Source organism: Haloarchaeobius sp. HME9146, from assembly GCF_025399835.1.
In the GTDB taxonomy this organism is placed as follows: Archaea; Halobacteriota; Halobacteria; order Halobacteriales; family Natrialbaceae; genus Haloarchaeobius.
The window spans coordinates 2,715,347-2,740,378 of the sequence record NZ_JAODVR010000001.1; the positions used below are offsets into that span (position 1 = coordinate 2,715,347).

A 25,032-nucleotide genomic window follows, 5' to 3' on the forward strand; every position below is an offset into this window, starting at 1 on the left:
CCCTCAGGCAGCCCGGACCGTGATCACTTCGCAGTCGAGATTCTTCCTGAGGTACTGGTCGATGTTGGGGTCATCCACGAGTTTCCGGAGCATCCGTCGCCAGCGCCCGGCCTGCTTGTTCCCGATGACGACGATGTCGGCGCTCTCGGACGCGACCTCGTCGAGGATGGTCTCCTCGACCAGGAAGCCACGCCGGACGACGTACCGGACGTGTTCGAGCGGACCGAACTCCCGCTCGGTCGCTCGCTTCAGGTCGGCGCGAGTCACGCGCTTGGACTCCTGGTAGAGGTTGACGTGGAGAACGGTCAGCGCGGCTTCGTGCTCGCGAGCCACCTCGACAGCCGATTCGAGGGTGCGACGGGAATGCTTCGTCAGCGGATACCGGACGGGGACCACGACGCGTGTCATCTGGCGAATCTAGTCGACGATTACACGTAACGTTTCTCACTCATCAGCGTCGCGGAGTAGTCACCCAGTCAGTCGTCGCCGTTCCAGACGATACGGCCCTCGACGACGGGGTCGACCCCGCACTCGCGGGCGTAGGCGGCCAGCACCTCGTACTGGATGTCGAAGGTGCCCGTGCGGTGCTGGTCGTCGAGCGCCGGGAACTCGTGGTCGGTGTGGAACAGGTAGTCCGTCGTCGCCAGCGTGTAGGTCGCGTCGGGGTCGATGGGTTCGCCGTCGACGGTCGCCTCGATGAGTTCGTGGGTCTCGCGGTCCCAGGTGACGTGGGCACCGGAGAGGTGGGCGTGCCACCAGTCGGGTTCGCCGAAGGCGACGTTTGCCCCACTGGCCTGCCGGAGCGTGTCGAGCAACTCCTCGCCAGTGAGTTCGGCGACCGTAACGGGTTCCTTGAACGGGACGACCGAGATGAGGTCGCCGACGGTCACCTCGCCCGCGAGGTCGTCACCCTCGCGGATGCCGCCGGAGTTCTGGAGTCCGACATCGGATCGGGTCGCCCAGCGGTAGGCGTCGGCGACGAAGTTCCCGATACGGCTCTCACCGCGGAAGGCCGCCGCGTGGCTGCGTGCGATGGGTTCGTCCACTTCGGCGACGACCTCGGTCAGGTCGGCCTCGTCCATCCGGGCGCGGAGCGCGTCGGCGACCGACTCGTCGAGCGGACCCTCGCTCGGGTCGTGCCGGGTCGCACTCGCGCCATCGGGGCCGAGTTCGACCTCGAAGACGGCTGCACCGTTGACGCCCGGGCGGACGAGCAGCGTGTCGTCGATGCGCTCCTCGACGACGCTGTGGACGTGCCCGCCGAGGATACAGTCCACGTCGACCGAGACCGCGAGTTCCTCGTCGTCGCTGCCGAGGTGCGACACCGCCACGACGTAATCGACGCCCTCGGCGCGGAGGTCGGCGACGGCCTCCTCAGCGGCGGCGATGGGGTCGGTGAAGTGCAAGCCGGTGGCAGCCGGGTTGATGGAGGGCGTCCGCGGGTCGGTGACGCCGAAGAAGCCGATGCGGGCCCCGTCGACCTCGCGGATGGTCCACGTCTCGGTGTGGGCTGTGGCGAAGCGGTCGCCGTTCTGGCGGACGTTGGCGGTGAGCCAGGTCTGGGGCGAGTCGCGGACGAGCTCCTGGGTCGCCTCGGCCCCGAAGTCGAAGTCGTGGTTCCCGAACGTCTCCAGTTCGGCGTCGATGGCCTCGAAGAAGTCGATAGCCTGGCGGCCCTCGTTGACCAGCGCGAGCACGCCCGGTGCGGTGTTGTCACCGGTCCCGACGACCAGCGCGTCGTCGCCGTCGCGGTCCCGGATGGTGCCGGCGAGGCGACCGATTCGCTCGGGGTCGTCGTAGGCGTTCTCGATGTCGGAGTAGTGGAGAAGACGGGGGGACATACACGGTTGCTTGCGGTGGGTATCGCAAGTAGGCTTCGACACGGGCTGCCCCCGGGGTTCCGGTCAGTCCTGGCGCGACAGCACCGTCCGCCCGTCGAGCAGCGGGCGCTGGATGCGCCCCTCGACCGACACCTCGACACCGTTCGCCCGGCAGTAGTCCACGATGGCCTCGTACTGCGAGCCGAGGCGCTCGGTCACGTCCTCGGGCCCGAACGCGTCGAACAGGTGTGACGACTCGACGTAGTACTCGGAGGTCGCGAGCGAGTAGCTCCCGTCGTCGTCCACTGGTTCCCCATCGACCGCGATGGACCGGGCTGCGCGGCGCTCGTCGTCCCAGACGAGCTCGAGGCCGCTGACGTGGCCGAACCAGTGGGGCTCGACGTCGTCCCGGTCGTACTGGACGAGGCCGAGGTTCGCGACGGTCCGGCGGAGCTGCTCCCCGGTGAGCGAGACCCGGACGAGTTCGTTGTCGAACGGGCACAGCCCGACGAGGTCGGCAGCGGTCACCTCGCCGGCGAGGTCGTCGCCGGGGCGGAGACCGCCGGTCGAGTGGACCGCTACTTCCGCGTCGGCGACCCAGCGGTAGGCGTCGGTGACGAGGTTGCCGAGCCGGCTCTCGCCCTGCTTGCTCGCGCTTCTGGTGACCAGAATCGGGTCCTCGACCGTGTCGATCACGTCCGCGAGTCCGGCCGCTTCGCGACGAGTCTCGAGCGCCTCGACCACGCCCTCGTGGACCGGTGCGTCCCGGAGCGGGTGGCGATAGGCCCTGGGACGGCCGTCGAAGACCACCTCGCCGAGGCCGCTGGCGGTCGCGCCGGGACGCACGACGAGCGTCCCGTCGATGGTGTCCATTCGCTCCGTGTGGGCGTGGCCGCCGAGGATGCAGTCCACGTCGAGTGCCTCGGCGAGCAGGTCGTCACCGCTCCCGAGGTGCGAGAGGACGACGACGTGGTCCACGTCGCGCTCGCGAACCGCTTCCACCGCGTCGGCCGCGGCATCGACCGGGTCACGGAAGTCGAGCGACGTGGCTTTCGGGTTCATGTCGGGTGTGTCCGGCGTCGTGACACCGACGAGGCCGACGCGATGCTCGCCAGCCTCGGCGACGAGCCAGGGGACGGTGCCGTGTTCGCTGGCGAACAGGCCGGTGGCGTCGTCCTCGCCATCTCCCTCGAAGACGTTCGCGCAGACGAACGGCATCGGCGCGTCGCGGGCCACGTCCCGCGTCACCTCGAGACCGTGGTCGAAGTCGTGGTTCCCGAACGTGTCGGCGTCGGGCTGGACCGCGTCGTAGAAGTCGAGAATCTGGCGGCCCTTCGTGACGAGCGAGAGCACGCCAGGCGCGAAGTTGTCGCCCGAACCGACGACGAGCGCCTCCTCGTCGCGCAGCGAGTGAATCAGGCCGACGAGCCGGCCGAGTGTCTGGGGGTCGTCGGTCGCGCGTTCGACGTCGGCGTAGTGGAGGATGCGGAGGGGCATGCGTCGGGAAACTCGGACTACCGACTTGTCGGCTTCGGCTTCTCGTCGCCATGGCGACGCGTCAGCCACCCCGGCGGCCGGGTCGGAATCCCGTGCTCGCGGGCCTGCGCAGCCATCGCGTCGTGGACCGCGCCGGGTTCGGCGACGACCTGGTCCTCGGTGAGGGTCGGGTACTCCACGTCCTCGACGGCGAGGTACCGGATGGTCGTCATCGTGAACTGCTGGTCAGGCGCGACCAGGTCGCCGTCCGCGACGACCGGCTCGCCGGCGACCGCGAGCGAGTCGACACGGCCCCCGGGGGCGTCCCAGGTAAGTTCGAGCCCGGCTAACTGGCCGTTCCAGAGCTCGATGTCGCGGTCGAGGTGCCAGCCGGCGGCTTCCTTCGCGACGGCGCGCAGGTCAGCACCGGTGAGTTCGAGGGTCACGAGCTCCCCGCCGAAGGGCACCAGCGAGTGCAGGTCGGCAAGCGTCACCTCGCCGTCGAGGGGCACGCCGCAGTCCCGCATCGTCAGGCTGTTGATGAGGCCGACATCGGCGTTTCGGCCCTCGCCAGCCCGACGGAACGCTTCGGCGACGAAGGTCCCGACTGGCGAGGCTCCGTCTCGCACGTCCCGGGAGACCGGGCCGTCGATTCGCGTGACGGTCTCGCCGAGGCCGAGGTCGGCGAGCCGGTCGCGGAGGGCGGCCGTGATGTCCTCGTCCGGCTCGAACGCGGTCACATCGTGCCAGCGCGTGTTCGTGCTGCCGTCGTCCTCGATACGGACTTCCACGAGGTAGCGGCCGGCCGCGCCCGTCCGGACCAGCCGGGTCCCGGCGACCACCTCGTCGCGGATCTCGTGGTCGTGGCCGCCGAGGACGGCCGCGGCGTCGATATGCTCGGCGAGGTCGGTGTCGTCGCCGCAGTGCGAGATACCGACGACGTGGTCCACGTCGTACTGGTCGCGGATGAGACGGGTCGCGTCGGTGGCCGCCTCGACCGGGTCCGTCATCTCGAAATCGAGGTGCGGCTTGATGTCGGCGAGGTCCGGCGGTGAGAGGCCGAAGAGGCCGACGCTCGCCTCGGCGGTCTCGACGACGGTCACCGGGTCGGTCTCCTCGCGGGCGAACCGCACCCCGTCGTCGAAGACGTTCGCGTTGAGCCAGGTCTGGGGCGAGTCGCGGGCGAGTTCCCGTGCTCGCGCCGGGGAGTCGTCGAACTCGTGGTTGCCGAAGACGTCCACGTCGGGCTGGACCGACTCGAAGAAATCGAGGGCCTGCTCGCCGCCGGTCGCCATCGAGAGCACGCAGGGGCCGGTCGTGTCGCCACCGCCGGTGACGACGGTGTGCTCGTCGCGGAGCTCGTCGATGGCCGTGACGAGCCGACCGACGCGCTCGGGCACGTCGTAGGCGGCTTCGAGGTCTGCGTAGTGGAGGACGCGGAGGGTCACGTCGGAAATCCTGTTGGCGTGAGAGAAATTTCTTGCGGGGTCGGTCGACGGCTCACTGGACGAACAGACCTAAGCGGGCCCCCTCCCAACGCCTGCCCATGAGCGAATCCGCACTGGAGGAACGAACCACCGACGACGGCGAGACGGTGTACGTCTCCCAGCGCGAGGGTGACCGCGGCTCGAAAGCGCCCTTCATGGTCACCTACCGCACCCCGGACCAGGAGCGCAAGTACGGCTACTTCTGCGTGAACTGCGAGACGTTCGACAACGCGATGGACACGATGGGCCGCATCCAGTGCAACGCGTGCGGGAACCTGCGCAAGCCCACCGAGTGGGACGCTGCCCACGAGTGACGGGCCGAATCGCAGCCCCGACGTGCCACCCGGTGCCGGCGAACCAGCACGAGACTGCACAAACCATTACGAATCACCGATAGTTCTGGAACATCTGCTGGAAATTCTCGTCCAGAGTGAAACTATCGTCGCACGTCACAGCGCATCGTGAATTCGAACGTGGAAAACGGGTGAATATTTATTACCTTCGGTGCGGTACGGACTAGCGAATGTGCCCTGTTAACACGAACCGCCACATCGGCGAGCAGGCCAGGAGGGTTTTCGACCGCCTTGGGTACACCGTCACTGGGGACGGAGACGAGTTCCGAGCAGAACGCGACTGGAAGGTCGTGCACGTGACCGCGACCACGGACTTACGTGAGCCACCTATCGCGGGAACAGACTCGCTGCACTGTTTCGTGACGAACAAAGAGCGGGCACAGCGCGTTCGTCGCAGGGTCCAGGAAGCGAATCCCGGCTACGAGTGGGCCGTCATCGGCGTCGACGACGACGACCAGTACGAGGTCGAGCGCGCGCCACCGAGTTAGAACAGAGAGCGGGTGACGGTCGAGCCGACTACAGTCGGTTCGCCGTCGCCGCGATACCGGCTTCTGCGTCGACGTCAGCACCGAGATCGTCGAGCACCGCGCCCAGCGTGCTCATCAGGTAGGAGACGTTCTTCGGGCGCGCGGAGTGGCCCATGCAGCCGATTCTGAAGATGTCGCCGGAGAGCGCGCCGAGCCCACCGGCGATCTCGAGGTCGTAGTCGTCGATGAGCCGCGAGATGACCTCGCCGTCCTCGACGCCCTCGGGCACGCGGACCGCGTTCAGGCTCGGGAGCCAGAACTCCTCTGCAGCGTTCATCTGCATGCCCATCGCCTCGACACCCGCCTTGAGGGCGCTCGCCATCTCGTGGTGGCGGTCCCAGCGGTTCTCGATACCCTCCTCGGCGACGAGGCGCAGCGCCTCGCGCAGGGCGTAGACGTTCGTGATGGGCGCGGTGTGGTGGTAGGCGCGCTCGTCGCCCCAGTAGCCCTCCAGCAGCGAGAGGTCGAGGTACCACGAGCGGGCGGGTTCCTCGCGGGCGAGCACCTTGTCCATCGCGGCGTCGTTGAGCGTCAGGGGCGATGCACCCGGCGGGCAGGAGAGGCACTTCTGCGGCCCGGCGTAGGCCACGTCGATGTCCCACTCGTCCACGCGAAGCTCGACGCCGCCGATGCTGGTGACGGTGTCGGCGATGACGAGCGCGTCGTGCTCGTGGGCGATGCTCGTGAGTTCGGAGACCTGGGGCTGGCGCACGCCCGTGCTCGTCTCGGCGTGGACGAACCCGAACACGTCGGGCTGGTGCGTGTCGAAGGCGTCGGCCACGTCGGCCGGGTCGAGGGGTTCACCCCACGGCGCGTCGACCTCGACGACGCTGCCGCCGGCGCGACGGGCCATCTCGGCCATCCGGCCGCCGAAGTAACCGTTCGTCGGGACGAGCATCGTGTCGCCGGGTTCGACGACGTTCCCGATGGCGGCCTCCATCGCGGCCGAGCCGGTCCCCGAGACCGGGATGGTCCACTTGTTCCCGGTCTGGAACGTGTACCGGAGCAGCTCCTGCACCTCGTTCATGACCTCGATGAACGACGGGTCGAGGTGGCCGACGAGCGGCGTGCTCATGGCGCGGAGAACACGGGGGTTGACGTCGCTCGGGCCGGGGCCCATCAAGGTTCGATTCGGTGGTGTCAGCTCGCCCACATCGGGCGCGTCAGGAATCTCGGACATGAGTTTGGGTTGGCTAGGTCGGGGCAAAAAAGCTGGTGTCACCGGCAGTCTCCCGAACCGTTAAACCATGTCCCCTGCTCACATGCGTCAATGGCCACCGACGGCTCTCCGCGCCCCAGCCACGACGCGCTCGGCTTCGACCACCCCGACGACGAGGCGTACGCCGACCTCGCGGCCGACCTGCGCACAGCGGTCGCGGGCGACGTTCGCTTCGACGAGTACGCGCAGGTGCTGTACGCGACCGACGGGAGCATCTATCAGGCTCGTCCGGCGGGCGTGGTCGTCCCCGAGGACGCGGCCGACGTGCAGGCCGCGGTCTCGGTCGCAGCCGAGCACGACGTGCCCATCATGCCCCGCGGGGCAGGGACCTCGCTGGCCGGGCAGGGAATCGGCCCCGGCTGTGTCGTCCTCGACTGCTCGGTCGAACTCGACGACGTGCTCTCGGTGGACCCCGAGGCACAGGTAGCCCGAATCCAGCCCGGCGTGGTGCAGGACGAACTCGACGCAGTCCTCGAACCACACGGCCTGCAGTTCGCGCCCGACCCGGCCTCCTCGGCCCGGGCGACGGTCGGCGGCGGCATCGGGAACAACTCGACCGGCGCGCACTCGGTCCGGTACGGGATAACCGACGCCTACGTGCGCGAGGTCGAGGTCGTCCTGGCCGACGGGACGATGGCCGAGTTCGGCGACGTGGTCCTCGACTCGCCCGAGTGGGATGACCTGCTGGCCCGAGAGGACCGGGTCGCGGAGTTGCACCAGACGGTCCGCGACATTGTCGAGGCGAACGAGGGGGAAATCGAGTCACGGTATCCCGAACTCAAGCGCAGCGTCTCGGGGTACAACCTCCACAAGGTGATTCGCGAGGAGGACGGCGCGCGCGTCATGAACCTCGCCAAGCTCGTCGTGGGTGCAGAGGGCACCCTCGGCGTCGTGGTCGAGGCCGAACTCGACCTCGTGACCCGCCCGGACGAACGCGCCCTCGCGGTCTACGCCTACGACGACCTCGTGACGGCGCTCGCCGCGGTTCCCGACGCCCTCTCGCACGACGTGAGTGCGGTCGAACTGGTCGACGACCGGGTCGTCGAGATGGCGCGCGACTCGCAAGCGTACGCCGAGTACGCCGAACCCATTCCCGACGGCTCGGCAGCCCTGCTGATGGTCGAGTTCGACTCCGAGTTGCACGACGACTTCGAGGCGGCGATGGCCGAGGTCACGAGAACGCTCCAGACCGAGGGCGACGCCTTCGACCGCATCGAAGCGTTCTCCCCCGACGAGCAGGCGAAGCTCTGGAAGCTCCGGAAGGCCGCGATTCCGCTCCTGATGTCGCTGGAGGGCGACCCGAAACCGTACCCGTTCATCGAGGACGCGACGGTGCCACCCGACCAGCTCGCAGCGTACGTCCAGGAGTTCGAGGCCATACTGGAGAAACACGGCACTTCGGCCGCCTACTTCGCGCACGCTGGCGTCGGCACCCTGCACATCCGACCCATCCTGAACCTCAAGTCCGGGGACGGAATCGAGACGATGCACGCCATCGCCGAGGACGTGACCGACCTGGTGCTCGAGTACCACGGCTCGTTCTCGGGCGAACACGGCGACGGGATGGCCCGGACCGAGTTCACCCCGAAGATGTACGGCGACGAGCTCTGGGACGCCTTCAAGCGCGTCAAGACCGCCTTCGACCCGGAGTGGCTGTGCCACCCGGGCAACGTCGTCTACCGCGACTCACCCGAGGACCACGGGCCAGTCAGCGACCGGGCTATCGGCGCGGACATGCGCGAGAACCTCCGCTACGGCCCGGCCTACCAGACGGTCGAACCGCAGACCACCCTCGATTTCGACGACGAGGGCGGCTTCGGCCACCTCGTCGAACTGTGCAACGGCTGTGGCACCTGTCGACAGGAGGGCTCGGGGACGATGTGTCCGACCTACCGTGCCAGCCAGGAGGAGATCCAGTCGACCCGCGGTCGGGCGAACATGCTCCGGGCGGCCATCTCGGGCGAACTCGACGAGGACGAGATTCACTCCGAGCGCTTCCAGTCCGAGGTGCTGGACCTCTGTGTCGGCTGCAAGGGCTGTGCCAGCGACTGCCCGACCGGGGTCGACCTCGCCAAGCTCAAGGCCGAGGTGAAACACCAGCACCACCAGCGCGAGGGCGCGAGCCTGCGCGACCGGCTCTTCCGTGACATCGACCGGTTGGCGTCCCTTGGGAGCGCCCTCGCGCCGGTCTCGAACTGGGCCACGAAGGTCCCCGGGTCCCGCGCCGTCGCCGAGAAGGTCGCGAACATCGCCCCCGAGCGAGAACTGCCGACGTTCCAGCGCGAGAGCTTCACGGACTGGTTCGCGTCGCGCGGCCCCGCGGTTCCGGAAGCCGACGCCGAGCACCGCGTCGTCCTCGTCCCCGACACGTACACGAACTACACCGACCCAGCAGTCGGGAAAGCCGCCGTCGAGGTCCTCGAAGCCGCCCAGGTCCACGTCGACGTTCCGGCCGACCTCGGACCGAGTGGCCGCCCCGCGTACTCCCTCGGGTTCCTCGACGAGGCTCGAACGCGGGCCGCCGAGTTCGTCGACCACGTCGCGTCCCGCGTCGACGACGACTGGCACGTCGTCTTCATCGAACCGGCGGACGCCGTGATGGTGCAGGACGAGTACGGCGACCTGCTTCCCCGGAGTGCCGAGCGCGACGCCGTGATGGCCGCCACCGCGGGAGTCTGTGGCTTCCTCGACCAGCACCGCCTCGACGAGCGCATCGACTTCGACGCGCCTGACGAACCCCTCGTCTACCACGGCCACTGTAACCAGAAGGCCATCGGTCGGGACCACCACGCCGTCGGCGTCCTCCGGCGGGCTGGCTACGATGTCGAGGCGCTGGACTCCGGCTGTTGCGGCATGGCCGGGAGCTTCGGTTACGGGGCAGAACACTACGACCTCTCGCAGGCCATCGGGCGAATCCTGTTCGACCAGGTCGACGCAGCCGCGGGGACGCCGGTCGCGCCCGGCGCGTCCTGTCGCACCCAGCTCGGCGACCGACCCGGGAGCGAGGAACCGCCGCACCCGGTCGAGAAGTTGGCCGAAGCCCTGCCGAACCGCCCCGGGTCACGGTAGCACTACCCAGGTTTCGGCGACTAACTTATCCGGTCCCCTGTCATACCATCAGTAGTTATGATGGTCGGCCACGCGCTGCTGGCGTTCGCCCTCGTCGCCCTCCTCGGGCGTGCCGTGGGCGTCGACCGCGAGCGTGCGCTACTCGCGGGCACAGTCGCCGGCGCGTTCGCGGCCGTCCCCGACGCCGACATGGTGTACGCCATCGTCGGCGTCGCCCACGCGGACTTCACCGGCGTGTTCGCCGTCACGAACGCGTTCTGGTCCGCGAGCACGGTCGTCCACCGCGCGATGACACACTCGCTCGTCGTCGCGCCCTTCGCCGCCGTCGGCTTCGCCCTCTGGACCGTCAGGGGGCGCTGGGTACAGCACGCGCGGCTCGCGGGGACGTTCCTCCTCGGCACGCTCATCCTCGTCGCTACCGTCAAGCACGGACTCCTCGGGTTCGTCGTGATGGGCGCGTTCGCCCTCATGGGCGTCGGCGTCGCGCTGGCGGTCTGGTGGCGCACTGCCCTCCGCGCGAGAGAGACGTTCGCGCTGGCGCTATTCGGTCTCGCCAGCCACCCGTGGGGCGACCTGTTCACGGGCGAGCCACCCGCGATGCTGTGGCCCCTCGACACCGTACTGTTCGCCGACATCGTCACCCTCGCGCCCGACCCGACCCTGCACCTGCTCGGCGCGTTCGCCCTCGAACTCCTGACCGTCTGGCTCGCGGTCTGGGTGGTCCTCGACGCCTCCGACGAGTTCCGACCGACGTTCGACGTCCGGGCCCTCGCCGGGGTCGCGTACGGTGGCGTCGCGTTCCTCATCCCACCGCCGACGCTCGACGTCTCCTACCACTTCGTCTTCAGCATCCTCGCGGTCGGGACCGTGGCGGCTGCCCCCGACGTGTTCCGCGCCCGGTTGCTCCGGTCGCTCCGGCGGTTGCAGCGCGAGTGGGACGCCGCGCGGCTGTTCTCTGCGTTCCTGACCGGGCTCGCCGCGGTCACGCTCGCCCTCGCGGCGTACGCCGTGCTCTACTCGCTGGCGACGCTCGGCTCGCTCGGTGTCTACATCGGGTAGCCTTTTTTACGGAGCGGGTGCCAACCCCCCTGTATGTCGGCGCAGGACCTCGGTCGGCTGTTCGAAGAACATCGGCTCAACGCCGTGCTCGCGTGGGCGCTCGTCCTCCTCGTCGCCCTGACCGCCGTCGAGGAGGCACTCTTCGGGATGCGCGTGTGGGCAGCGTTCGCCGCGGGCGTCACGGCACTCGCACTCGTCCCACCGGTCGCGTTCCGGTCACCCCGCGTGATGCTCCCGTGGGAAGTCCTCGCCCTCGCGGCGCTCCCCATCATCGGTCGCGTCTTCGCCACGAACGCCCTGTCGAGCGCACTGGCGACCTACCTCGCGGTCGCGGCGGTCGCACTCATCGTCGCGGTCGAACTGCACGTGTTCACATCGGTCCGGATGACCGTCGGCTTCGCCATCCTCACGGTCGTCGTGATGACGCTCGCCGCGGCGGGCGTCTGGGCCATCATCCGGTGGGTGTCACACATCTACCTCGGGACGGGGTTCTACGAGGGCCCCGACGACCTCGACCTGCTGATGTGGGAGTTCGTCTACTCGACCATCGCCGGACTGGGGGCTGGCATCACGTTCGAGCTGTACTTCCGGCGGCGGCGACAGGTCGCCCGTCGGGCGCTCGAAGCCGCCGAGGAGGTCACCCACGACCGGCTGAACGAACTCGCCGACGAGGTGGCCGACGAATGAGAATCCGCGACTACCTCGGCATCTCGGAGCGCACCCAGCACCGGTTGAGCCGCGCCATGGAGATCGGTCTCGTCGGGCTCTTCTTCGTTGGCCTGTACCAGCCGAGCCCGGGCGTCGTCGTCAACGCTGGCCTCGGTATCATCGTGTTGCAACTGCCGGCGCTGCTCGAACGCGACTACGGCATCCCGATGGACGCCGGGTTGACGCTCTGGATAACCTCGGCCGTGTTCCTGCACGCGCTCGGGACCGCCGGGTTGCCCGGCATGTCGAAGAACCTCTACGTCGCCACCTCCTGGTGGGACCACATGACCCACGCGCTGTCGTCCTCGATCGTCGCGGCCGCCGGCTACGCGACGGTCCGGGCGCTCGACGAACACCGTGAGGACATCTACCTCCCGCCCCGCTTTACCTTCGTGTTCATCCTCTCGTTCGTCATCGCCTTCGGGGTCATCTGGGAGGTCGTCGAGTTCGCGCTGGGGATGCTCGGAGACGTGATGGGGTCGAAGGCGGTCCTCACGCAGTTCGGCGTCGAAGACACCATGCGAGACCTCCTGTTCAATACCCTCGGCGGTCTCATCGTTGCCATCTGGGGGCAGGCGTACCTGACGGACGTGGTCGGCGCAATTCGCACCCGATTCGAGCAGGGCACGACCTGACCGGTGACGGCAACGACGACCTGCTGTTGTTCTCCCGCGCGGGTGACGCCGGGTTCGACCACGACGACGAGACGGCACAGCTGCGGTGGGAGCTGGACGAATCCGGCCATCACGGCCTCGCCGGTAGCGACTCGGTCACCGTCGTCGGTCGGTGAGCGGGCCTGTCGGTCAGAGTTTCAGCGTTCTGAGGGTCCGACCGGTCGTCTCTGACACCGAAAAACCGACCGACGACGCGGCTAGCTTTAAGTTACCATGGTGAGTGGTAGCACACGAATGGTATTCAAGAAGATAACACTCATCGGCACGAGTTCGGAGAGCTTCGAAGCCGCTGCCGACGACGCCATCGACCGCGCACAGGACACACTCAACAACGTCCACTGGATCGAGGTACAGGAACTCGGCGTCGAGATCGCCTCGGCGGAGAATCGAGAATACCAGGCCGAAGTGGAGGTGGCCTTCAAGCTCGAAGAGTAAGCGACGAGCGAGTCTACAGCGCCCCGCGCCTGGCCAGACGCGGGGCGTGCGTTTCACGCCCTTCTCACCGGTCCGTGCCGTTCGTCTGTTCTACCGTTGTCTCACGGCAGAAGCCCGGCGACCACACGTCCACGACCCGACACTCCCACTGCTGGGTCGGGGACGTGGTCGTCACTCCAAACACGTCAGGAAGACAGCGATTCGTCAAAAAAGCGGCCGTCGTTACGTCCGGAACGATTCACCACAGCCGCACTCGCTGACGACGTTCGGGTTCTCGACGTGGAAGCCAGCGCCCTGCAGGCCGCCCTCGTAGTCGAGCACGCTCCCCTCGATGTACTTCAGGCTGGCCGGGTCGACGAAGACACGCAAGCCGTGGTGCTCGAAGATGGTGTCGTCCGGTTCCGGTTCGTCGTCGAATCGCATTCCGTACGAGAGGCCGGCGCAGCCACCCTGCTGGACGAACAGCCGAAGTCCCGAGACGTCGGTGTCCAACCCCTCTCCCTCGAGCAGCGAGAGGGCTTCCTCGGCGGCCGGTTCCGACACCTCGATACGGGGGCCGACCTCCCCGTCTGCGGTTCCCGTACTCATGCTACGAACTATCGGTGCCACGGATGTTAACTGTGTTGCCGTCTTCCCATTACATGTCAGGGAATTTGCCGACATCTCTAAATCCCGGCGGTGATTCCACCTATTGAATGTCGCGCTCCATCCGCGTATTGCATGTCGACGACGACGATGCGCTGCTCGACCTGACGAAGACGATGCTAGAGCGCGAGCACGACGACATCGTCGTCGAGACGGAGCCCGACGTCGAGGTGGCGCTGTCACAACTCGACGCTGACACGCGGTTCGACTGTATCGTCAGCGACTACGATATGCCCCGGATGGACGGGTTGACGTTCCTCTCGGCGGTCCAGGAGCGACACCTGGACCTCCCGTTCATCCTGTTCACCGGCAAGGGGAGCGAGGAGATCGCCAGCCGAGCCATCTCGGCGGGCGTGACGGAGTACCTCCAGAAGGGCGGCGGGACGGACCGGTACCTCGTCCTCGCGAACCGTATCGAGAACGCGGTCGACAAGCACCGAGCGGAGCGTGAGCGCCGTCGGAACCGGGAGCGGTACCAGGCCCTCATCGAGTACTCCTCGGACTCGGTCGCGATTCTCGACGAGGAGGGCGTGTTCGAGTACGTCAGCCCCTCGGCAGAGCAGATACTGGGCTATCGGCCAGAAGTCCTCCTCGACCGGAACTCGTTCGAGTTCGTCCACCCCGAGGACAGGGAGACGGTCGAACTCGCGTTCCAGCGATGTCTCGACGACCCGGACGTCCGGCCATCGACGACCTACCGGTTCGAGCACGGTGACGGGAGCTGGCGCGTCCTCGAATCACGCGCGACGAACCGGCGTGACGACCCCGCGGTCGAAGGGTTCGTCGTCAACACCCGTGACGTGACCAAGCAACACGAGGCAGAACAGCGACTGAAGGAGGAACGCGAACTGTTCGACGCCGCCCTCGACGCCCTCCCGGACACCTTCTACGTCTCGCACCCGGACGGGACGGCGTGGCGGTGGAACCAGACGCTCAAGGACCTGATGGGCTACACCGAACAGGAGATGCGGGAACTGCCACCGGAGGCCTTCTTCGCCGAGGAGGACCACGAGAAGATAGAATCCGTCATCCAGCGGGTCCACGACGGCGAGACCGTCGTCTACGAGGCGCGGGTACTCACGAAGTCGGGCGAGAAGATTCCGAAACGCATCAGCGCCACGCTGCTCACCGACGACGACGGGGAACCCCTCGCCCTCTGTGGTATCGGGGTCGACACCGACTTCCGGCCCGAGAACCTCGACTAGTCGAACCGCCTGCGGACGCTCTCGGCGTGGGCGTCCAGTCCTTCCGCTTCTGCGAGCGTCGTGATGGTGTCGGCGAGCGAGTCGAGCCCGTCGCGGTCGAGCCGCTGGACGGTCGTCGAGCGCACGAACGAGTCGACAGAGAGGCCACCGTGCAGTTTCGCGCCGCCGCCGGTCGGGAGGACGTGGTTCGTCCCGGAGGCGTAGTCACCGGCCGCGACCGGGGTGTAGGGACCGAGGAAGACGCTCCCGGCGTTGGTGATGCGCCCGAGGAGTGCCTCGTCGTCGTCCGCCTGGATGGAGAGGTGCTCTGCGGCGTACTCCTCGGCGAAGAGGATGGCCTCGCTCATCGACCGGGCGACGAACACGCCCGAGGCGTCGTTGTCGAGGGCCTCGCGGATGGTCTCCTCGCGCTCGCGCTCGGCAGCCTGTTCCTCGACAGATTCGGCGACCGCCGCAGCGAGGTCTTCGTCGTCGGTGACACAGACGACCGAGGCGTTCGGGTCGTGTTCGGCCTGGGCGACCAGGTCGGCTGCCACGTACTCGGGCGTGGCCGTCTCGTCGGCGAGGACGAGCACCTCGGAGGGGCCGGCGAGGAAGTCGATGGCGACGTCGCCCTGAACCTCGGCCTTCGCGGCCGTGACCCAGCGGTTGCCGGGTCCGACGACCTTCTGGACCGCCGGGATGGATTCGGTCCCGTAGGCCATCGCGGCGACCGCCTGCGCGCCGCCGACCGAGTACACCTCGTCCGCGCCAGCAGCGTGGATGGCCGCCAGCGTGACGGGATTCATCTCCTCGGCGGGCGGGGTGCAGACGACGACCTCGTCGACGCCCGCGACCTTCGCCGGGACGACCCCCATGATGACGGAGGAGGGGTACGCCGCGGTCCCGCCGGGCGCATACACGCCGACGCGCTGGAGCGGGCGGAAGCGCCGGCCGAGTTCCCGTGTCCCGTTCCCGCCGAACTCGTCGCGCCAGTCCTCGGGCACCTGTCGCTCGTGGAACTCGCGGACGTTCGCCGCCGCCGTCTCGATGGTCTCACACAGTTCGTCGTCCAGTTCCTCGTAGGCGCGCTCGGCCGCGTCGGACACCTCCAGGTTCCCGACCGCCACGCCGTCGAACTCCTCGGAGAACTCCCGGACCGCAACGTCGCCCTCCTCGGCGACCCGTTCGACGATGTCGCGGACGTCCCCACGGATCTCGTCGATACCGGCGTCGCGCTCGAACAGGGCGCGTCGTGCATCGGGGCCGAGGTCGGCCACCGCGTTCACGTTCATACACCACGCTTCGGCCGGGCGGGGAAAAACCGTTTCTTCCGTCCCGGACGTTGAATCGAGCGTTCGTCATAGTTCGAGGCAATATTACGATAGAGCAGGTCTGAAACCCTGGTCTGCGACAGGCACTGGAACGATTCCAGACATCTCGAAGATTTATAGAACAATGTTGCCGGTAGCTACGACGAGAGGGCATACACTTTTAGTAGCCAGTCGAGTATCGCGTGCCATGAGCCAGGACACCGTGACCGGTCCGAACGCACAGGTCCGCGAGGTGTACGACCGACTTGGTTCCCTCCTCGACCGCGGTGATGACGTCTTCGTCGAGGAAGGACCCGGTCTCCTGCAGGCGGCCATCGCGGAGCCGGGGTTCTTCGACGGGGTGGAACCGGCACCCGCGGACTCGGACCACTACACCCGCGAGAAGGTCGCAGGAGCGCCGGGTCGCCACGTCATCCGCTTCATGGAGTGGCCGCCGGGCTACAGCCTCGTTCCCCACGAACACCACGGGCGACCGTGCTTCGAGGTGCTGGTCGACGGGCTCCTCCACGTCGTCGATATGACCGCCGAACAGGTCGACGAGGAGCACTACACGCTCTCCATCGTCGACTGCGACGTGACCGAACCCGGCGAGGCCGCGGTGGTCGACCCCAGGGAGAACGACATCCACGCCGTTTACAGCCCCGTCCGGAGCTGTTCGCTCCACGTCTACCCGGACGACAGGAGCTTCGCCTACGGCTACGAACTCGACGAGGAGGCAAGTGACGAGAACGACCTGTACCGTCGCGAGCGATTCGAACTCCACGACGGGTGACGGACCGGCCCCCTGCGAGCCGATTCGCTACTCGCGTGAGCCGACGACCCTGGTCTTGACCGCGTCGAGGAAGAGGACGACGACCAGCGTGAACCCGACGAGACCGATCGGTGCCGACAGGAGCTGTGCGGTGCGGTAGCCGAGGAATATCCTGCTCACCCCGAGGACGATGAAACTGGTCACCACCAGTCCGAACGCGACCAGCGAGAGCGTGACGAAGCGGTCCCGGTTCATGTGAGTCGGGAGGGGTTCCCGGTGCTAAGTGGTTTTGGAACGGCGGGCCGGTTCTCAGAGCTTGTCGGCGTCGAGCGCCTGCTCGGCCCGCTGGTTCGCCTGGTCGAGGCGTCGACCGGCCGCGTCGCCGACCGGCCCGGGGAGCGACTCGCGCGCCTCCGAGAGCCGTTCGGACGCCCGTTCGAGCGAGTCGGTGATCGCCTGCAGCGCCTTGTCCGCGTTCCCGCGGTCGCCCGCGGCGGCGCGCTCGGCTGCCCGGTCGGCCGAGTCGGCGACGGCCTCGAGCGCGTTCACCAGCCCGTCGATGGCGTTCGCCTTGCCATTCTCCGTGTCATCATCGTCGTCGGCCGCCGTCTTCACGTCCGCCGCGGTCTCACGCGAGATATCGCCGAGGAAGCTCGCCAGGGACGCCTTGCCCGTGTCGGGCTTCTCGATGGTCATCGGTTGCTCGCCGCCGTCCGGTCGGACCCGGAACGCCCCGACCGCGTCGTCGGTGTCCCTGACCTCCGTGGTGTACGCGCCGCCGCGGTGGACGTACACCGCATCCCTGCCGTCCATCGGGGCGTCGTACAGCCGGCCGCCGAAGTCGTCCTCGACCGCGAGGCGCGACAGGGTGGCGTCGGTCCCCTCGGCGTCGACCTGGAGTTTCACCGCGTCCTCGTTCGCGACGAGGGGAATCTCGCCCTCGACACCGGCCGCCGTGGGTGTCGCGTCGTCGGTGACTGTCACCGACTCGCTGTGCGGTTCGAAGCCGGCCCCGTTGACGGTGAGCCGGTGGTCGCCCGCCGGGACGTCCTGCACCATCGCGATGCCCCGGAACGTCGGGACGGCCTCGGGCTCGCTTTCGAGCAGTGCGATGTTCTCGGCCGAGGTCGACTCGGTCGTCACGCCCTGCCCGTCGGGCGCGTCGTCGGAGGAGACCGTCCGCGAGACCGCGGCGACCACGCTGTTGATCGGGCTCGGTTGGCCGATGGCATCGTACCGGTCCGCAAGGGTCGCTCGGTGTGCCGGCTCCGAGATGTCGGCGGCGGGGTCGTCGTACCGTGTCTGCTGCCAGGGAACCCCGGACGTGGTGATGTGACTCGCGAACGCGTCCTCGGCGAACTGCGGGATGGCGAACTCGAAGCTCAACTGCGGGCCGGTGAACGCCGAGATGTGCTCGACCGCCGTCGTCGGCTGCAGGTCGTATTTCACGTCCGCGGTCCCGTCGTCGGTGCCCGCATAGTCCATCGCGAGCCCACGCTCGCGGGCGGGGAGCGACGGCGGACTCGACAGTTCCGCGAACGACCGGATGGTGAGGTCCTCGTCGATGAGACTGTCGCTGTCGACCGAGGGGAGTCGGTCGTGCTCGTAGATGGGTTCGTCGTCGAGTTCCGGGACGACGTAGGGCAGTCTCCCCCCTTCGTCCCGCGGGAGGCCGTACGCGACGGGGATGTCCGCCAGCGTCGCGAGGCCTTCCAGGGAGCGGTTCGTGATGTCGGCCGCGACATCGCCGACGGGCAACCGCTGGAAGCTCTCCGGGCGCTCGTTGAGCGAGACCGTGCTGGAGTGCGAGCCCAGTTCGGCGAGGATCCGCGGGCGGACCTGTGGGTCCAGGTGCTCGTTGTTCGGCACCTTCCGCGAGTGCGCACTGGCGACGAACAGCTGTGGGTCGCCGCTGTCGGTATCGACGAACACCTGCAGCAGCTCCCAGTCGTGCCAGTGGAAGTTCGTCGTGAACTGGTCGAACACCGAGTAGAACCAGAACTGGACGACCGCCAGGGGCGACTCCTCGTACTCGACCGCGTGGTAGAACACGGTCGGTTCCGGCGGTTCCCCCGCCTCTTCGAACCGTTTCGTGTACCCGTCGAACGCGTCGAAGCCGTCGACGACGGTCTCGCCGTCCTGTTCGCTCTCGTAGCTGCGCGGGTCCGTCGGAAACCACTTCTCGTACCGGTCGAACGACACGCGCGGCGCGAACCGCTCGGCCAGCTCCAGCGCGCGGTCGTCCTCGATTGTCGTCGCCGTTCCGTCCCCTTCTCGTTCCAGGAGCGAACAGCCGGCGAGCGAGGCCACACCGGCTCCCGCGACCGATTGCAGGAGCCGCCGTCGCGACGCGACCGGCGTACTCGCTCGTTCCCCGTCCATACCGGGTCCAGCAAGCGGCTGTCCAAATGTCTTGGGGCGAAGTGGTATGGGTGCCATCTGTCCGGCGACGACCGCGTTCCGTCGGAGAGCAGGTGCCCAGAACCGATTCCAGCCCAAGAATTAGATTAGTCTAATCCGTTATTTAGAGCAATACTTCTAAATAGCAGTGTATCTCTAAGCCAAGTAATGGCAGAACGCAACTTCGGTTCCGGTAGCGGACGAAAAGTAACTCGCAGGCGTGCACTGGCGGCAGGCTCCGGTCTTCTCGGTACCGCCCTCGCCGGCTGTCTCGGCAGTGTCTCCGGCGGCACCAGCTCCGACGACGACGGTGACTCCGGGAGCAGCTCCGAGGACGGCCCCGTCGCAGTCGCGTCTTTCTTCAGTTTCTTCGACTTCGCGCGCAAGCTCGCGAAAGACACCCCCGTCACGGTCAAGAATCTCATCCCGACCGGCCTGCACGGCCACGGCTGGGAGCCCAACGCGAGCGTCACCCGCGATATCATCGAGGCGGACGCGTTCATCCACGTCGGGAAGGACTTCCAGCCGTGGGCCGACCGCGCCATCCAGACGCTGAAAGACGACGACGTGGACACCCAGCTCATCAACGTCCGCGAAGGCGTCGAACTGACCGACCTGGCAGCAAGCCTCGACCCCGAAGAGGAAGGTGTCGGTGAGGGCCGCGGCAAGGACCCGCACTTCTGGCTCGACCCCCAGCGCGCGAAGGTGTCGGTCGACAACATCACCGAGGGCCTCGTCGAGCTCTCGCCCGAGCACGAGGAGACGTTCCGCGACAACGCCGAGACGTACAAGACCGACGTGCTCGACCGCATCGACGCGGACTACGCGGACATTTTCGACCGCGCCGACCGCAAGGTCGTCCAGCTGGCCGCGCACAACGCCTTCCAGTACATCGGCGTCCGCTACGGCGTCGAGATGCGTCCGCTGGTCGTCAACCTCGCCGCAAGTGGCGACGTGAAGCCCTCGGACATCACTGATGCGAAAGAGACCATCGAGGAGTTCGACATCGAGTACATCGGGGCCGGCGTGTTCGAGACCCTGAAACCAGCACAACAGCTCGTCGCGGAGACGCCCGTCACGGCGTTCTTCCCGGTCACCCCGTACGCGGGCGTCCGCGAGGAGTGGGTCAGGAACGACTGGGGCTACGAGGAGATCGCGTACAACATCAATATGCCCACGTTCGAGGTCGTCCTCGGCAACAAATCGCCCGAGGAGGTCGGCCCTGACGGCTGGGCCGACGAGTGGAGGAACTTCAAATGAGCACGACGACGCCCGCCACCGAGGACGCGACGGTCGCTGGCGAGGTCGTCGTCGAACTCTCGGACGTGAACTTCGGGTACACCGCGACCCCCGTGGTCGAAGACATCTCCCTGCGCATCGACCAGGGTGAGTACGTCGCCGTCGTCGGCCCGAACGGCTCGGGCAAGTCGACGCTGATGAAGCTCATGCTCGGTCTGCTGCGGCCCGACGTTGGCACGGCACGGCTGTTCGGCGAACCCTCGCACGACTTCGACGACGGCGCACGTATCGGCTACGTCGCCCAGCACGCCAGTGCCTCGAAGGAGATGCCCATCACGGTGCGCGAGGTCGTCCGGATGGGGCGGTTCCCCCACGTCGGCTTCGGTCGCCTCTCCGCCGAGGACGAGGCCATCGTCGACCGCGCGCTGGAGACCGTCGGTATGACCGGCTTCGCGAACCGCCGCGTCACCAAGCTCTCCGGCGGCCAGCGCCAGCGGGCGTTCATCGCCCGGGCGCTCGCCGGCGAGGCGGACCTGCTCGTGCTCGACGAGCCGACCGTCGGGGTCGACGCCGAGTCGGTCGACGCGTTCTACGACCTGCTCGAGTCGCTCAATGAGGAGGGAATCACCGTGCTCCTCATCGAGCACGACCTGAGCGCGGTCACCGAACACGCCGAGCGCGTGGTCTGTCTCAACCGTGAGATATACTTCGACGGCCCGACCGAGGAGTTCGTCCAGAGTGATGCGCTCAGCCGTGCCTTCGGGACCGCGGCGACGTTCCTGGGTGGTTCACGATGACCGCCATCGTCTCGGGGCTCGCAGGGCTGGCGCTCCAGTCTTCCAGCCCCCTCGACCCGGTTCTCGCCCCGTTCTACTGGTTCCTCTCGCTGTGGACCGCGCTGATGAACGGGCTGTACGACGTGACCGGTATCGAGCTGCTCCAGTACGGCTTCATGCACCGCGCCATCCTCGTCGGGCTCTGCATCGGCGTGATGGCTCCCCTCATCGGGACGTTCCTCGTCCACCGCCAGCTCGCGCTCATCGGTGACGCGCTGGCACACACCGCCTTCGCCGGGGTCGCCGTCGGCCTGTTCCTCAACGCCGTGTTGAACCTCGGCGTCTCGCCGTACCTGACGGCCGTCGTCGTGGCGGTCATCGCGGCGCTACTCATCGAACTCATCTCCGAGGCGACCGGCGCGTACAACGACGTGTCGATGGCCATCGTGCTCTCGACCGGCTTCGCGCTGGGGACGGTGCTCATCAGCATCAACGCCGGCGGGCTCGCGGTGGGCATCAACCAGTACCTGTTCGGGAACCTCTCGACGGTGTCGGCCGAGAACGCCGCCATCCTGCTGGTGCTGTTCCTCATCATCGTGGGCGTGGTCGCGCTCACCCGGAACCAGCTCCTCTACGTCACCTTCGACGAGACGGCCGCCGCCGTCTCCGGCATCAACGTGAACTGGTACAACCGCGTCATGGTGATGCTGACCGCCCTCGTCGTCGTCGGCGCGATGCAGATAATGGGCGTCATCCTCGTCGCCGCGATGCTGGTCGTCCCGGTCGCCGGGGCTGCCCAGGTGTCGCGCAGCTTCACCGAATCGCTGCTCGTCTCGGTCGTCCTGGCCGAGATAGCCGTCCTGCTCGGCATCGGCGCGGCCTACTACGGCGAGGCCACGGCCGGGGGCGTCATCGTCCTCGTCGCCGTCGGTATCTACACCGTCAGCGTCTTCATCGGGAAGATACAGGCTCGTACCCGCGAGGACACCGCCCCCGAGGTCGGTAGCATCGAGACGGGCGAGAGCCAGCCCACCTCCGACTGAGATGGCGACCGCCAGCCCGGATTCACCGGACGACGACGACCAGACCGGGTCCCTGACCACGGTCATGGAGGACTACCTCCGGCACATCTACGCCCTCGAACGGGCCTCGGAGGGACGGGTGTCGAACTCGACGCTCGCCGACCGCCTCGGCGTCAGCCAGCCGACCGTGACGAGCATGTTCGACACGCTCGCCGAGCGCGGGCTCATCGACCGCGAGCCGTATCGCCCCATCGTCCTGACCCCTGCTGGTGAGCAGGCGGCCCTCGAGGTCGTCCGGAAACACCGGCTCGTCGAGACCCTGTTGACCGAACAGTTCGGCTTCGCCATCAGCGAGGTCGACGCCGAGGCGGACGCGCTGGAACACCACATCAGCGACCGCCTCTGCCGGGAGATAGACCGCAAACTCGGCCATCCCGCATTCGACCCGCACGGCGACCCGATTCCGGACGCCGAGCTGGCGGTCCGCGCCGAGACGGACGCCGTCGCCCTCGTCGAGGTCGCGGAGTCGACCCGCGTCGAGGTGACCCGCATCACGACACAGGACGAGGAGACCCTCTCGTACCTGGTCGCTGCCGGCATCGAACCGGCTGCCCAGCTCACGGTCGAGGAGATCGCACCCTTCGGGATGGTCACGGTGTCGGTCGACGGCGACGCCGGACGAGAGAGCCTCCCCGAGTCGCTCGCGACCCATATCCTGGTCCGGCCGACCGAGTAGGTCAGGCCACCCGCTTCTCGACCGCTTCGAACAGGTGCGAGCAGAGATAGATGACACCCAGAAAGACGGCCAGAGCAACGGCCAGCACTGCGACCAGTCCGAGGACGACGAGCGGTGTATCGACGGTCCCCTGTAGCCAGGGACGGTTCGAGAGCCGGACGAACCAGAGAAGTACCTGGAACCCGGCGACGAGTCCCGCGCCCAACCCGAGGATGACCGTCGCCAGCCCCGCGACGAAGCCGACGGACTCGTGAACCAGCGGCCGCTCTTCGTCGCCACCACCGACCATGGTGGCACGTCTCGGGACGCGCTCAAAAACGTTGGCCGGCGCGGACCGAGGGCTTACTCGGGCTGCTCGGTTTCGGCTGGGTCAGGCGTCGGCCCGTCGTCTGTGGGTCCCTCGTCCGCGGACTCGTCGTCCGCGTCCGGATCGTCGAACGAATCCCGATCGACGATGACCGCCGCGCCACACTCCGGACATTTCCCCTCGTGTTCGTAGAAGCCCGCCTCGCACTCGCTACAGCGGTAGGTCGCGTTCGCCTCCTTCGCTTCGCGGGCCTCCTCGCTGAGCCGCCCGAAGCGTCGACCGAACTTCCGAAACAGTCCCATGGTACCTAGTCAGACGGGCGCTTCGCTGATAAGTACGCGAGTGGACCCTCAGGACGGTGACCACGTCCTCGGCCGCTGACCAGAGCGCGGGCGACGGCCGGGTGATTCCCCAGTGGACCCGAAAAATCCTTATTCGACTCAATCCCGTCCAGCATGGTGAGAGACTGTCACGCACGGTCGTCGTCACGTCCTCGGGGGAACATATCATGGGTCAACAACTACCGGAAGAGTGGTTCGTATCGGATGCCAGAGTGAACGCGGCCATCGCGTGGGTTCTGACGGCCGTCCTGGCGGTCATCGCGGGGTACAGCCTGCTCTCGTTCAGGATGGTCGACGTGCTACTCGCCGGGACCGCGGTGCTCATCGCCCTCGTCCCCGCGCTCGTCGCTGGGTCGTGGACACGGACCGTCCCGTGGCCACTGCTCGCACTGGCATCGACGCCGGTACTGCTCCGGGTGCTCCAGCCGGGATTCTTCCAGCTCGTCGTCACCGGGGTCGGTATCGCCGCCCTCGGGATGTTGCTCGTCTCGACGCTCCAGTTGGTCACGAGTGTCAGGATGACGCCGGGGTTCGCGGTGGCGTTCACCCTGCTGACGACGCTCGCGTTCGCCGGCTACTGGGCGGTCGGGTCGGCCGCCTCGGCAGCGTACCTGGGAACGAGTTTCGTCGACACGAACACGGAACTCATGCACATCTTCACCGCGGCCCTGCTCGGCGGCCTCGTCGGCGGTGCGATCTTCCGGTGGTACTTCCGGAGACGGCTCCGGCAGCCCGCGAAGACGCCGGCGTTCGAGGAGGTGGAACCCGTATGAGCGTCGCCCGTCGCGTCGGACTCACCCCGGAACGGCAGGTCACGCTGGTCCACGCCCTCCAGGCGGTCATGTTCGGCATCCTGTCGGTCGGGGTCTGGCTGGGGAACGGGGGCGTCGCCATCAACGCCGGTGTCGGGCTCCTCGTAACCATGTTGCCGGCGTTCCTCGAGCGCAACTACAAGTTCACGATGAGCGTCGGGCTCGTGCTGTGGATCACCGTCGCGATGTTCCTGCACGCGCTGGGGACGCTTCCGATTCCCGGCGCGGACCTCGCGACGCTCTATGGCTCGACCTGGTGGTGGGACCACATGACCCACGCGCTCTCGTCGTCGCTGGTCGCCGGTGTCGCCTACGCCGTGGCGCGAGCGCTCGAAGAGCACACCGAGGCCATCGTCCTGCCATCGCGGTTCCTGTTCGTCTACCTGCTGGTGTTCGTCATGGCCTTCGGCGTGGTGTGGGAACTCATCGAGTTCTACATCAGCGTGGTCGCCCAGCTCCTCGGGAGCGGGAGCATCCTCACGCAGTACGGCCTCGACGACACGGTCCTCGACCTCACCTACAACACCCTGGGTGGGTTCCTCGTCGCCCTGTTCGGGACGGCGCACCTGACCGGTGTCGCAGACGAACTCGCCAGCCGGCTGGGTGGCCAACCTGACGAGGAGTGACCTCGTCGCCCCGGCCCGCAGGTAGTGTCACC

Annotated in this window: 27 protein-coding genes; 16 read left to right on the forward strand and 11 right to left on the reverse strand. The window is 67.6% G+C overall.

Annotated elements, in window-relative coordinates:
- Positions 1 to 3 precede the first annotated feature (3 nt).
- The 4 genes from N6C22_RS14050 to N6C22_RS14065 all read right to left on the reverse strand — a co-directional run bounded on the left by N6C22_RS14050 (position 4) and on the right by N6C22_RS14065 (position 4,744).
- A complete protein-coding gene (locus tag N6C22_RS14050; protein WP_261651745.1) occupies positions 4 to 408 on the reverse strand; it encodes a universal stress protein in 405 nt (134 codons plus the stop codon).
- Between the two features lie 68 nt (positions 409 to 476).
- Entirely contained in the window at positions 477 to 1,841 is a 1,365-nt protein-coding gene (locus N6C22_RS14055) for a bifunctional UDP-sugar hydrolase/5'-nucleotidase (RefSeq protein WP_261651746.1), read from the reverse strand.
- Positions 1,842 to 1,904: 63 nt separating this feature from the next.
- Positions 1,905 to 3,317: a bifunctional UDP-sugar hydrolase/5'-nucleotidase gene (locus tag N6C22_RS14060; protein WP_261651747.1), complete on the reverse strand. Its 1,413-nt coding sequence runs from the start codon at positions 3,315 to 3,317 to the stop codon at positions 1,905 to 1,907.
- A gap of 17 nt (positions 3,318 to 3,334) precedes the next feature.
- A complete protein-coding gene (locus N6C22_RS14065; RefSeq protein ID WP_261651748.1) occupies positions 3,335 to 4,744 on the reverse strand; it encodes a bifunctional metallophosphatase/5'-nucleotidase in 1,410 nt (469 codons plus the stop codon).
- Between the two features lie 113 nt (positions 4,745 to 4,857).
- Here N6C22_RS14065 and N6C22_RS14070 point away from each other — a divergent pair, with 113 nt between their 5' ends.
- Positions 4,858 to 5,097, forward strand: a complete 240-nt coding sequence (locus N6C22_RS14070) for a DUF5816 domain-containing protein (RefSeq protein ID WP_369684445.1) — start codon at positions 4,858 to 4,860, stop codon at positions 5,095 to 5,097.
- 209 nt (positions 5,098 to 5,306) lie between these two features.
- Positions 5,307 to 5,624 (forward strand): hypothetical protein, encoded by a 318-nt coding sequence (locus N6C22_RS14075; RefSeq protein ID WP_261651750.1) that lies wholly within the window; start codon positions 5,307 to 5,309, stop codon positions 5,622 to 5,624.
- Positions 5,625 to 5,652: 28 nt separating this feature from the next.
- Here N6C22_RS14075 and N6C22_RS14080 read toward each other — a convergent pair whose 3' ends face one another.
- Positions 5,653 to 6,843 carry an alanine--glyoxylate aminotransferase family protein gene (locus N6C22_RS14080; protein WP_303647543.1) on the reverse strand — a complete coding sequence of 397 codons (1,191 nt, stop codon included), beginning with the start codon at positions 6,841 to 6,843 and terminating at the stop codon, positions 5,653 to 5,655.
- 90 nt (positions 6,844 to 6,933) lie between these two features.
- On the opposite strand from N6C22_RS14080, the gene N6C22_RS14085 reads away from it, so the two are divergent.
- The 6 genes from N6C22_RS14085 to N6C22_RS14110 all read left to right on the forward strand — a co-directional run bounded on the left by N6C22_RS14085 (position 6,934) and on the right by N6C22_RS14110 (position 12,827).
- The gene (locus N6C22_RS14085; protein ID WP_261651751.1) at positions 6,934 to 9,951 is read left to right on the forward strand and encodes an FAD-binding and (Fe-S)-binding domain-containing protein; all 3,018 of its coding nucleotides are present in this window, start codon (positions 6,934 to 6,936) and stop codon (positions 9,949 to 9,951) included.
- A gap of 57 nt (positions 9,952 to 10,008) precedes the next feature.
- Positions 10,009 to 11,010, forward strand: a complete 1,002-nt coding sequence (locus N6C22_RS14090) for a metal-dependent hydrolase (RefSeq protein WP_261651752.1) — start codon at positions 10,009 to 10,011, stop codon at positions 11,008 to 11,010.
- Between the two features lie 33 nt (positions 11,011 to 11,043).
- The gene (locus N6C22_RS14095; protein ID WP_261651753.1) at positions 11,044 to 11,697 is read left to right on the forward strand and encodes a hypothetical protein; all 654 of its coding nucleotides are present in this window, start codon (positions 11,044 to 11,046) and stop codon (positions 11,695 to 11,697) included.
- A complete protein-coding gene (locus N6C22_RS14100; RefSeq protein ID WP_261651754.1) occupies positions 11,694 to 12,353 on the forward strand; it encodes a hypothetical protein in 660 nt (219 codons plus the stop codon). Before N6C22_RS14095 ends, N6C22_RS14100 begins: the two co-directional genes overlap by 4 nt.
- A gap of 26 nt (positions 12,354 to 12,379) precedes the next feature.
- Positions 12,380 to 12,508 carry a hypothetical protein gene (locus tag N6C22_RS14105; RefSeq protein WP_261651755.1) on the forward strand — a complete coding sequence of 43 codons (129 nt, stop codon included), beginning with the start codon at positions 12,380 to 12,382 and terminating at the stop codon, positions 12,506 to 12,508.
- A gap of 118 nt (positions 12,509 to 12,626) precedes the next feature.
- Positions 12,627 to 12,827, forward strand: a complete 201-nt coding sequence (locus N6C22_RS14110) for a dodecin (protein WP_261651756.1) — start codon at positions 12,627 to 12,629, stop codon at positions 12,825 to 12,827.
- A 222-nt stretch (positions 12,828 to 13,049) separates the two neighbouring features.
- Here N6C22_RS14110 and N6C22_RS14115 read toward each other — a convergent pair whose 3' ends face one another.
- Positions 13,050 to 13,415: an iron-sulfur cluster assembly accessory protein gene (locus N6C22_RS14115; RefSeq protein WP_261651757.1), complete on the reverse strand. Its 366-nt coding sequence runs from the start codon at positions 13,413 to 13,415 to the stop codon at positions 13,050 to 13,052.
- Between the two features lie 107 nt (positions 13,416 to 13,522).
- Between N6C22_RS14115 and N6C22_RS14120 the strand changes: the two genes are divergently transcribed.
- Positions 13,523 to 14,677: a PAS domain S-box protein gene (locus tag N6C22_RS14120; protein WP_261651758.1), complete on the forward strand. Its 1,155-nt coding sequence runs from the start codon at positions 13,523 to 13,525 to the stop codon at positions 14,675 to 14,677.
- On the opposite strand, the gene hisD is transcribed toward N6C22_RS14120, so the two are convergent.
- Positions 14,674 to 15,951 carry a histidinol dehydrogenase gene (hisD, locus tag N6C22_RS14125; RefSeq protein WP_261651759.1) on the reverse strand — a complete coding sequence of 426 codons (1,278 nt, stop codon included), beginning with the start codon at positions 15,949 to 15,951 and terminating at the stop codon, positions 14,674 to 14,676. The two genes, N6C22_RS14120 and hisD, sit on opposite strands and share 4 nt — an antisense overlap.
- A gap of 226 nt (positions 15,952 to 16,177) precedes the next feature.
- On the opposite strand from hisD, the gene N6C22_RS14130 reads away from it, so the two are divergent.
- Positions 16,178 to 16,762 carry a hypothetical protein gene (locus N6C22_RS14130; RefSeq protein ID WP_261651760.1) on the forward strand — a complete coding sequence of 195 codons (585 nt, stop codon included), beginning with the start codon at positions 16,178 to 16,180 and terminating at the stop codon, positions 16,760 to 16,762.
- A 27-nt stretch (positions 16,763 to 16,789) separates the two neighbouring features.
- Here the strand turns inward: N6C22_RS14130 and N6C22_RS14135 are convergent, their stop codons facing one another.
- A complete protein-coding gene (locus tag N6C22_RS14135) occupies positions 16,790 to 16,996 on the reverse strand; it encodes a hypothetical protein (RefSeq protein ID WP_261651761.1) in 207 nt (68 codons plus the stop codon).
- Between the two features lie 54 nt (positions 16,997 to 17,050).
- Positions 17,051 to 19,123, reverse strand: a complete 2,073-nt coding sequence (locus N6C22_RS14140; RefSeq protein ID WP_261651762.1) for a hypothetical protein — start codon at positions 19,121 to 19,123, stop codon at positions 17,051 to 17,053.
- 186 nt (positions 19,124 to 19,309) lie between these two features.
- On the opposite strand from N6C22_RS14140, the gene N6C22_RS14145 reads away from it, so the two are divergent.
- From N6C22_RS14145 to N6C22_RS14160, 4 genes are read left to right on the forward strand one after another with little or no spacing between them, the layout of a single operon-like run.
- Positions 19,310 to 20,401 (forward strand): metal ABC transporter substrate-binding protein, encoded by a 1,092-nt coding sequence (locus tag N6C22_RS14145; RefSeq protein WP_261651763.1) that lies wholly within the window; start codon positions 19,310 to 19,312, stop codon positions 20,399 to 20,401.
- Entirely contained in the window at positions 20,398 to 21,177 is a 780-nt protein-coding gene (locus N6C22_RS14150; protein WP_261651764.1) for a metal ABC transporter ATP-binding protein, read from the forward strand. The genes N6C22_RS14145 and N6C22_RS14150 overlap by 4 nt, the downstream gene beginning before the upstream one ends.
- Positions 21,174 to 22,199: a metal ABC transporter permease gene (locus tag N6C22_RS14155; RefSeq protein ID WP_261651765.1), complete on the forward strand. Its 1,026-nt coding sequence runs from the start codon at positions 21,174 to 21,176 to the stop codon at positions 22,197 to 22,199. The genes N6C22_RS14150 and N6C22_RS14155 overlap by 4 nt, the downstream gene beginning before the upstream one ends.
- A 1-nt stretch (position 22,200) precedes the next feature.
- On the forward strand, positions 22,201 to 22,914 hold the full coding sequence (locus N6C22_RS14160; RefSeq protein WP_261651766.1) for a metal-dependent transcriptional regulator: 714 nt from the start codon (positions 22,201 to 22,203) through the stop codon (positions 22,912 to 22,914).
- Position 22,915: 1 nt separating this feature from the next.
- On the opposite strand, the gene N6C22_RS14165 is transcribed toward N6C22_RS14160, so the two are convergent.
- Both N6C22_RS14165 and N6C22_RS14170 read right to left on the reverse strand, forming a co-directional pair.
- Complete coding sequence (locus tag N6C22_RS14165; protein ID WP_261651767.1) at positions 22,916 to 23,203, reverse strand: hypothetical protein; 288 nt, start codon at positions 23,201 to 23,203, stop codon at positions 22,916 to 22,918.
- A 53-nt stretch (positions 23,204 to 23,256) separates the two neighbouring features.
- Positions 23,257 to 23,523 carry a hypothetical protein gene (locus N6C22_RS14170; RefSeq protein WP_261651768.1) on the reverse strand — a complete coding sequence of 89 codons (267 nt, stop codon included), beginning with the start codon at positions 23,521 to 23,523 and terminating at the stop codon, positions 23,257 to 23,259.
- A gap of 206 nt (positions 23,524 to 23,729) precedes the next feature.
- On the opposite strand from N6C22_RS14170, the gene N6C22_RS14175 reads away from it, so the two are divergent.
- Together N6C22_RS14175 and N6C22_RS14180 are read left to right on the forward strand one after the other, a co-directional pair.
- Entirely contained in the window at positions 23,730 to 24,335 is a 606-nt protein-coding gene (locus N6C22_RS14175; protein ID WP_261651769.1) for a hypothetical protein, read from the forward strand.
- Positions 24,332 to 25,000, forward strand: coding sequence for a hypothetical protein (locus tag N6C22_RS14180; RefSeq protein WP_261651770.1), 669 nt, complete (start codon positions 24,332 to 24,334; stop codon positions 24,998 to 25,000). The genes N6C22_RS14175 and N6C22_RS14180 overlap by 4 nt, the downstream gene beginning before the upstream one ends.
- Positions 25,001 to 25,032 lie beyond the last annotated feature (32 nt).